The 7,855-nt window shown below is 42.6% G+C and carries 7 protein-coding genes and 1 pseudogene; 3 read left to right on the forward strand and 5 right to left on the reverse strand.

All coding sequences use genetic code 11. The features are described from left to right. Window positions 1-25: 25 nt before the first annotated feature. Window positions 26-538: a phosphoribosyltransferase family protein gene (locus QT984_RS20035; protein ID WP_333056486.1), complete on the forward strand. Its 513-nt coding sequence runs from the start codon at window positions 26-28 to the stop codon at window positions 536-538. Window positions 539-896: 358 nt separating this feature from the next. On the opposite strand, the gene dxr is transcribed toward QT984_RS20035, so the two are convergent. Further along, complete coding sequence (dxr, locus tag QT984_RS20040) at window positions 897-2,087, reverse strand: 1-deoxy-D-xylulose-5-phosphate reductoisomerase (RefSeq protein ID WP_333209211.1); 1,191 nt, start codon at window positions 2,085-2,087, stop codon at window positions 897-899. A 268-nt stretch (window positions 2,088-2,355) separates the two neighbouring features. On the opposite strand from dxr, the gene QT984_RS20045 reads away from it, so the two are divergent. Together QT984_RS20045 and QT984_RS20050 are read left to right on the forward strand one after the other, a co-directional pair. Next, window positions 2,356-3,939, forward strand: coding sequence for a DUF2079 domain-containing protein (locus QT984_RS20045; RefSeq protein WP_333374761.1), 1,584 nt, complete (start codon window positions 2,356-2,358; stop codon window positions 3,937-3,939). Between the two features lie 8 nt (window positions 3,940-3,947). Continuing rightward, entirely contained in the window at window positions 3,948-5,405 is a 1,458-nt protein-coding gene (locus tag QT984_RS20050) for a DUF2079 domain-containing protein (protein WP_333056483.1), read from the forward strand. Between the two features lie 144 nt (window positions 5,406-5,549). On the opposite strand, the gene QT984_RS20055 is transcribed toward QT984_RS20050, so the two are convergent. From QT984_RS20055 to cas6, 4 genes and pseudogenes are all read right to left on the reverse strand, one after another. Beyond that, on the reverse strand, window positions 5,550-5,885 hold the full coding sequence (locus tag QT984_RS20055; RefSeq protein WP_333056482.1) for a hypothetical protein: 336 nt from the start codon (window positions 5,883-5,885) through the stop codon (window positions 5,550-5,552). Between the two features lie 12 nt (window positions 5,886-5,897). Beyond that, a pseudogene (locus QT984_RS20060) lies at window positions 5,898-6,971 on the reverse strand (ISKra4 family transposase). A gap of 106 nt (window positions 6,972-7,077) precedes the next feature. Further along, entirely contained in the window at window positions 7,078-7,263 is a 186-nt protein-coding gene (locus tag QT984_RS20065) for a hypothetical protein (protein WP_333056481.1), read from the reverse strand. Between the two features lie 27 nt (window positions 7,264-7,290). Continuing rightward, window positions 7,291-7,674, reverse strand: a complete 384-nt coding sequence (gene cas6 / locus QT984_RS20070; RefSeq protein ID WP_333056480.1) for a CRISPR system precrRNA processing endoribonuclease RAMP protein Cas6 — start codon at window positions 7,672-7,674, stop codon at window positions 7,291-7,293. Window positions 7,675-7,855 lie beyond the last annotated feature (181 nt).

Raw genomic sequence — 7,855 nt, forward strand, 5'->3', positions numbered from 1 at the left:
CTTTGATATTTAAATAATATTAGGAATGAGTGACCTTTACGTTTCTTGGGCTGAGTACCATCGGAAAATTGAGGATTTGGCTGTAAAAATTGAGGAATCTCAGTGGAAATTCGATCGAATTGTCTGTCTGGCGAGGGGAGGGCTGCGGGTTGGAGATACTCTGTCGCGGATTTTCGACAAACCTCTGGCGATTTTAGCGGCCTCGTCCTATGGTGGGGCCGAGGGAAATGTCCGGGGCGCGATCGAGTTTGCCCGCGATTTGACAATGGTGGGCGATAATTTGGGCAGCAGCATTCTCCTGGTTGACGATTTGGTGGATTCGGGAATTAGTTTAGAGCAAGGTATCGCTTGGCTCAAGAATCGCTACGGCGAGGATATTCAGGAAATTCGGACTGCTGTACTCTGGTACAAGGCTTGTTCTGTTGCAAAGCCGGATTATTATGTAGATTATTTGGCGGACAATCCTTGGATTCACCAACCTTTTGAAATGTACGAAAAGATGAGTGCGGCTGATTTTGCGGCACAAGTTGGGAGTTAGTCAATAAAAAACTAAAATCAGGTCAAGCTTTAATATGGTTTTGCCGATATTTTGCACTTTTTGGCATAGTCCGTCAGGGGTTGAAACCCCTGTCTCATAGCTAAAGTCCTCTGAAGAGGACTGGATATTTATCAAGGTTCGGCAGTCTGTTTCAACTCTGATATTGCACCAGTATCAGCAACAGGCAAGATGCCTGTTCCACAAAGAGTGAATTTTCTTGTGGAACAGGCATCTTGCCTGTTCCTAAAAGGCTTATTGAGAATGGTGCAAGATATAAGTTTCAACCGACTGTCTTCTATGAGACGAGGAATTAATGCACTCCTAGGGCTTGTGGGTAAGTGCAAGTCGGCTGATAGAATTAGCGAACCGAAAGAATACGATCGCCCAATTCCATACTATCTGCCAAAACTTCCTGCCGCGCCCACCTATCCGCAGCCAAAATATCGTCTAAACCAGGACTTTCACAGTTATCGGCTTGATGTTTGTCGCACGCCTTCTCAATCAACTTCGGAATATCCAAAAACTGAATCTTCTCCTGCAAAAATAGCGCTACCGCCTGTTCGTTTGCCGCATTCAGCACCGCAGGCATCGAACCGCCCGCACGTCCCGCCGCATAAGCCAACTGCATACAAGGATACTTTTCGTGGTCTGGTTCTCGGAAAGTTAAATCCCCAGCTTTTACCAAATCGAGCCGTTCCCAATCTGTATGAATTCGCTCCGGCCAAGACAAAGCGTAAAGCAGCGGCAAACGCATATCCGGCCATCCCAATTGCGCCAAAACCGAGGTATCTTGCAACTCAATTAACGAGTGAATTATGCTCTGAGGATGGATGACAATATCAATGTCGTCATAATCCATTCCGAATAAGTAATGAGCCTCGATGACTTCTAATCCTTTATTCATCAAAGTAGCAGAATCGATCGTGATTTTCTGCCCCATCGACCAATTTGGATGTTTCAAAGCATCGGCTACTGTTACTCCTGCTAATTTGTCGATCGGCAAATCTCGAAAAGAACCCCCCGAAGCAGTGAGAATAATTCGCCGCAACCCGCCAACCATAACACCTTGGAGGCACTGAAAAATTGCTGAATGTTCCGAGTCAGCAGGTAATATTTTAACGCCGTATTTTTCGATTAAGGGGTTGACAACGGGGCCCCCTGCGATTAATGTTTCTTTATTGGCTAAGGCGATATCTTTGCCTGCTTTGATAGCCGCAATTGTTGGCAGCAAACCGGCACAGCCAACTATGCCAGTGACGACGGCTTGAGCGTCACCGTATTGGGCAACTTCGACAACGCCTGACTCGCCAGCAAGTAAAATAGGTTGAGGGTCGATGTCTGCGATCGCCTCCTTCAATTCCAGTAATTGATCTTCGTCGCAAATCGCAACAATTTCCGGTCGAAACTGGCGAATTTGCTGGGCCAGCAACGTTACATTTCGTCCGGCGGTTAACCCGACAATCCGAAATTGATCGGGGTATTGAGCTACAATATCCAGAGTCTGAGTGCCGATCGAGCCTGTGGATCCGAGAAGAGTTATTGCTTTCACAATTTTTTAATGTTTTGTGGATTATTCTAATATTACGATTGCGGGGATAAAAAGTAGTGGTTAACTATTGCGTGGAAAGCACATTCGATGGAATCATATTTTGAGTGACCGAAAGCATCCAGGATACCCGCCACGTGATTCATCCGTCCAGAAATAAAAAACCTGTATCCGATAAAGGATCCCCCGAATTTATCCGTGGGGTCAATGCTTCGATCTAAAATCTAAGATCTAAAATCTAAAATCGATTGACCACAAGGTGCCAGATTTCATGCAGAATAGGGAAAATTTTGCTGATGACCGTGAGGACATCAGTGTCTCGATCGCCGAAAATATAGAGGAAGGTCGATCGCAGCTACCGTCGAGTTTGGTTTGGGCGATCGCGACTGCTGCGGCAATTTTCTTGTTGTGTAGCAGTTTACGCCACGCTTTATTCCAATCAACTGCTTTCGATTTGGGAATTTTTGACCAAGCAATTTACTTAATCAGCCAAAACCAAACGCCTTTTTCTTCTTTAATGGGGATTCATATTTTGGGCGATCACGCAGCGGTAATCTATTATCCGCTAGCTTTGCTGTACAAAATTTACCCAGATGTGCATTGGCTGCTGTTGGTACAAGCAGTTGCATTATCCCTGGGGGCTTGGCCTACCTGGAGTTTAGCGCGTTTGGCAGGTTTGAATCAAGAACAATCCCGTGCGATCGCATTGATTTATTTGCTCTATCCGGTGGTATTTAACATCAATTTATTTGATTTTCACCCGGAAGTAATCGCTTTACCCGCACTTTTTGCCGCAATTTTGGCAGCGCGTTTAAATAAAATTGTGTGGTTTTGTACCGCTATTGTGTTAGTTCTCAGTTGCAAGGCGGTTTTGTCCATAACCGTTGCTGCTATGGGTTTCTGGCTGTTTTTTTGCGAAAAAAAGCAACGGTACGGGGCGATCGCACTTTTGCTAGGTGCAGCTTGGTTTTTGATAGCTTCCCAGAAAATAATCCCCTTCTTTAGCGGCAGCGAAGTCGCTGGAGTCGGGCGCTACAGCTATTTAGGAAAATCCGTACTAGAAATTATCATCAATCTCATATTAAAACCACAGTTAGTATTAGGAAAAATTCTTTCCTTCGATACATTCAAATATTTATTTCTCCTCACCTTACCTGTGATTTGGCTGCTATTGCCATTTTCGGGCAAACTACGGATACAATATCTAACAGCGCTAATTCCTGCCCTCCCTACCCTCCTGATCAATATCCTCTCTGACTTGCCATTTCAACGCAGCTTAGCCTATCAGTATTCAGTACCTGTAATTCCCTTTTTATTTTTAGCAGTAATCGCGAAGGAAGAAACCAGGAAGAGGGAAGAAATAAAAGGCAACAAGGAAGAATATCAAGCAAATAAGCAACAGTTTTTAACATGGGTGAATCTGCCACAAATTAAAAACTTCCGAATTTCTAAACTTTGGCGGGGAATTCAATTGCCGAGAATCATGATAATTTGGTCATTACTAATTTTCCTGGGTGTGGGCGAATATAAAGATTTTTATCTGTACCTAAATAGACTAGATACCTGGCAAGCTACACGCGAAGCAGTCGCACAAGTTCAACCGCAAAGCAGTATTTTAACCGATAATAGACTTGCCCCTCACTTTGCCCACCGCCCAATAGTAAAATTGCTGTCACAAATTTCGCCCCAAACAAATTTAGCTGAATTTCAATACATATTATTAAACCTGCGCCATCCCTGGCCTGATACTGAAAAACTTGGTGATACCTTAGCAAAGCAACTGAAAAAGTCTCCCGATTTTAAATTAACTTATCAAAAAAACGAAGTTATGCTATTTAAACGAATCGCTGATTAAATAATAAAATGCGAACTTTAAAATTCCTAAAAACTCATCCAGTATTTTTAATGATTGTCGTGACAACGATAGTCTTATTTACCGCCAGCAGCGCGCGGCACGCTTTGTTTCAGTCAACTGCATTCGACTTAGCAATTTTTGACCAAGCAATTTATTTAATCTCCCAAAATCAAACGCCATTTTCCTCTTTAATGGCAATCAATATTTGGGGCGACCACGCCGCTTTTATTTTCTATCCACTAGCTTTACTTTACAAAATATATCCAGATGTTCACTGGCTTTTTTTAGTACAAGCTGTTTCCCTAGCTTTAGGCGCTTGGCCGAGTTGGAGTTTGGCACGTCAAGCCGGATTAAACGAACAAAAAGCAATTGCAATTTCAGCCGTATATCTGCTTTATCCCGCAGTATTTAATGTCAACCTCTTCGACTTCCACCCAGAAGTAATTGCTTTACCAGCATTGCTAGCAGCAATCTTAGCCGCGAGGCTGAATAAAACCTTGTGGTTTTGTGCTGCTATTGTATTAGTTTTGAGCTGCAAAGCCGTGCTATCTTTAACTGTGGCTGCGATGGGTTTGTGGCTGTTGTGTTTTGACAAAAAACGCAATTGTGGGCTCATAGCTCTCTTTCTAGGCGCGGGTTGGTTTCTGGTAGTTACTCAGGCAGTTATACCGTATTTTAATCAGGGAAGAGAACACGCGGGTATCGGGCGATATCAATATTTGGGAAACTCTGTTTTTGAAATTGCTATTAATTTAATAGTGAAACCAAATCTAGTTTTAGGGCGTTTGTTTTCTTTAGATACTTTTGGATATTTAGCGTTATTGCTATTACCTATAATTTGGTGGCTGTCCCCGCGTCATCTGTCATCTTTAATTAGTGCTGTGCCGATGTTGGCGATGAATATTCTTTCCGATATCCCCGCTCAGCGGGATTTAATTCATCAATATTCTGTGCCGATATTGCCGTTTTTGTTGGTGGCCGTAATTTCCAGTTTGGCAGCTACCAATCAGCAAAAGGGAAAAACAATATTTGAGAGATTGCCACTTCCTAATTATCCCTTGCCTAGAGTCATTGTAATTTGGTCGTTGATTGCTTTCTTAGCTTTAGCGAAATACGGCTATTTTTGGACTATTTATTTAAAGGGGATCGACACTTTGCCGGCTACCAAAGAGGCAATTTCTATTGTGGAAACCAAAGGCAGTGTTTTAACAAATGCTCAGATTGCTCCGCACTTAGCGCACCGCCCTGTGGTAAAATTAACTCAGGCTAACGCGCCACCTGCAAATCTCGCAGAATTTGATTATGTATTGCTGAACCTCAGATATCCTGGCTGGATGAGCGATCGAGCTTTTGTTAAAAACTTAGTAACTCAACTAAAAAACACCCCTCAATTTCAACTAAAATATCAGCGAGACGACATATATCTATTCACTAAGGATCGCGAATTAAATAACTTACAATTTTAATTGTTATTGTGGGATGGGCGTCCCGCCCGTCCCACTTTCAAGAGTGGAAGTTATTTAATTCTCATTCCTAAGAGTCATTAGTCAGCAGTCATCAGTCAGTAGTCAACAGTCAACAGTCAACAGTCAACAGTCAACAAATTCGCGCTAATCCTCCATTTTCACAGCCCTTCTTGCCAACTTCACGTAAGTTTTCACAGTTTCATAAGGCATTTCCAAATCAGCAGCAATATCCAGCAAAGATTCCCCCAATTCCCGGCGCGCCAAAATCGTTGCCCAAGTTTCCGCAATCTCAGCAGCGCGACTTCCACCTTTACGTTTTCTGTGCGCCATAAACTTCTGTGTCAATTCCTCTATTCGCGCCGCCAATACGCTTTGTATCGACACTTCAGGTAGGGCTTCTGTCAACCATTGCGATCGCGTTTGTCCCAATCCAAAAGTTGTTTTGTAGCCGATGCCGCAGTAAGGCGCTAACGGGAGCATCCCGCTTTTTAACTAAGCATAACTACTCATTTTAATCTCATTATTTAAATACGCACATCTTAGTCTTAAAATTTGAGGCACGTTTTTTTCTTTCCACTGTGCACCTACAATCTTAATTCTTGCTCCAATCTGTTTAATTAAAGACTCTACAGCTCCCGAACCAATATCAATACCCTGATGCAAGATAATTCTGGTAATTTGGGATTCTTGACTGATGTTTTCGGAGATAATTCTGGAAATTTTCACTTTCTTTACCTCTAACTCCTACAAATTCGGCTATAGCTTCTACTGTTGACCCTTGCCACAGTTGGCTCTCGACTCTTCTGATTCGTTTGAGTGACCCCCCTACTTTATGTAGATTTTCTCTCAAATGATACCAATCTAATACTTCTCTTCTTTGCTCATTAGTCCCAATTTGATTAAACAGATTCCACACCCCATCATGACCATCTCCCAAACAGGTTATCGGCTCATTTGAAAGTTGGCTATTTACCCACTCCACTAAATCTGGATTATTTTGGAAGAAGGCGGCTGCTACTTGATTATGGATCTTAACTGCTTTATAATTTCTCCATACACTTTCTTTTCCTAATGGAGTTCTCAGCCTGACATTTCCTCCGTCTATACTCAATGCTTCTACTTCCTCCGTAGCTTGAGCCGAGGAGAATTCGTAACGCTCTAACAGTCGATGTTGTGTACTGTGCGGTACATAAATTCCTGTCAACATTTTGAGGTCTCTCTCGGCATTGGCAAAAGACTCATTTCCCACTAATAATAAACAACATTTCTCCAGATTAGGACTCAGGCGACTTCCCTTCTTCACTCCCAGCCTTTGGGCTTGTTTGCTCGATAGACTTATTTCTCCTACACAACTTTTTATGGTTCTTTTTCTTCCCGAACCTTTTCCCCCCGCCGAGTGAAAAAAAAACCGCTAATTTCTGGTGCTACTGTCTCAATTAAATGTTCCCTCACACTCAGTTCTACGGATTCAAAGCTTTGTAGATTGTCTACTGGGGTATTCTTATAAAGGATCTCTGCTATTTCTTGGAGATTTATTTTGAGCTTCTGCTGTTCTTCTGGGGTCATGCTAACTTGGATTATGGTAATTTATCTGCTTTCTATTATGCCATCAGCTTCGCCAGACAATTGTTTGAGTATTTATACTGACTACAAAAGTGGGATGCTCCCGGCGCTAAGGCGCTAACCGCCCCAAAGCATAAAATAACTGTACAAAATCAGGGCGATTGTGAGCCGATCGCCCTAGCCCAAATTCCACCGCCCCAGTGAATCCCGTTACCATACCTTTTTTGCCCGCCGCTACCTTTTGCGACTCCAATTCGTGGCGGCTAATAATTGCATTTTTATCAATCCAGTTCAAAAATTATGCTTGGTAAAAATTTACCACCTAAAAGTTATTCCAGCGGCGCAAATAGCTGTGAAAAACATTTTCGGTAACTGGCAAAGGGAAGTGATTGCCTTTGCTACGAAAGCTTGTAGGAGTCACAAAAATAAGTTTGATGGTGGGCAAAAATGGGCGTTCGGCTGTTAATAATTGCTGGTAATTTGTGGGAGAAAAAGCAATATCCCAAGAGCGAATTAGCAGCGGAGCATTTCGCAAATCTATCTCTTCGGGCAAATTTTGCAGCCACTGACTCAGCCACTGCACTACGGGCTTTGAAAGTCCTGTTACGTACCAGCGATAAATGCGATCGCCCAAAAGCTGAAATTCTTTGCCGCCGAGGAGCAAATCACCTTCCAATCCCGAAAGAGTAAAGGCTTTTTCTGACAAGCGAATTTCTTCATGTGATACCCGCCACGTGATTTATCCGTGGAATCAATCCCAAATCGAAAATCGAAAATCCTCAAGAAAGAGCATTTATCCGTGGGGTAGCCTCTAAAATCTAAAATCTAAAATCTAAAATCTAAAATCTAAAATCTAAAATCTAAAATCTAAAATCTAAAATCTAAAA

This window comes from Microcoleus sp. Z1_B2 (genome assembly GCF_036700325.1).
GTDB lineage: Bacteria > Cyanobacteriota > Cyanobacteriia > Cyanobacteriales > Microcoleaceae > Microcoleus.

What these genes read in the sequence shown, in the direction of transcription:
- QT984_RS20035 (WP_333056486.1), top strand. Translation starts at nt 26, where the DNA reads ATGAGTGACCTTTACGTTTCTTGGGCTGAGTACCATCGGAAAATTGAG.
- QT984_RS20045 (WP_333374761.1), top strand. Translation starts at nt 2,356, where the DNA reads ATGCAGAATAGGGAAAATTTTGCTGATGACCGTGAGGACATCAGTGTC.
- QT984_RS20050 (WP_333056483.1), top strand. Translation starts at nt 3,948, where the DNA reads ATGCGAACTTTAAAATTCCTAAAAACTCATCCAGTATTTTTAATGATT.
- QT984_RS20055 (WP_333056482.1), bottom strand. Translation starts at nt 5,885, where the DNA reads ATGCTCCCGTTAGCGCCTTACTGCGGCATCGGCTACAAAACAACTTTT.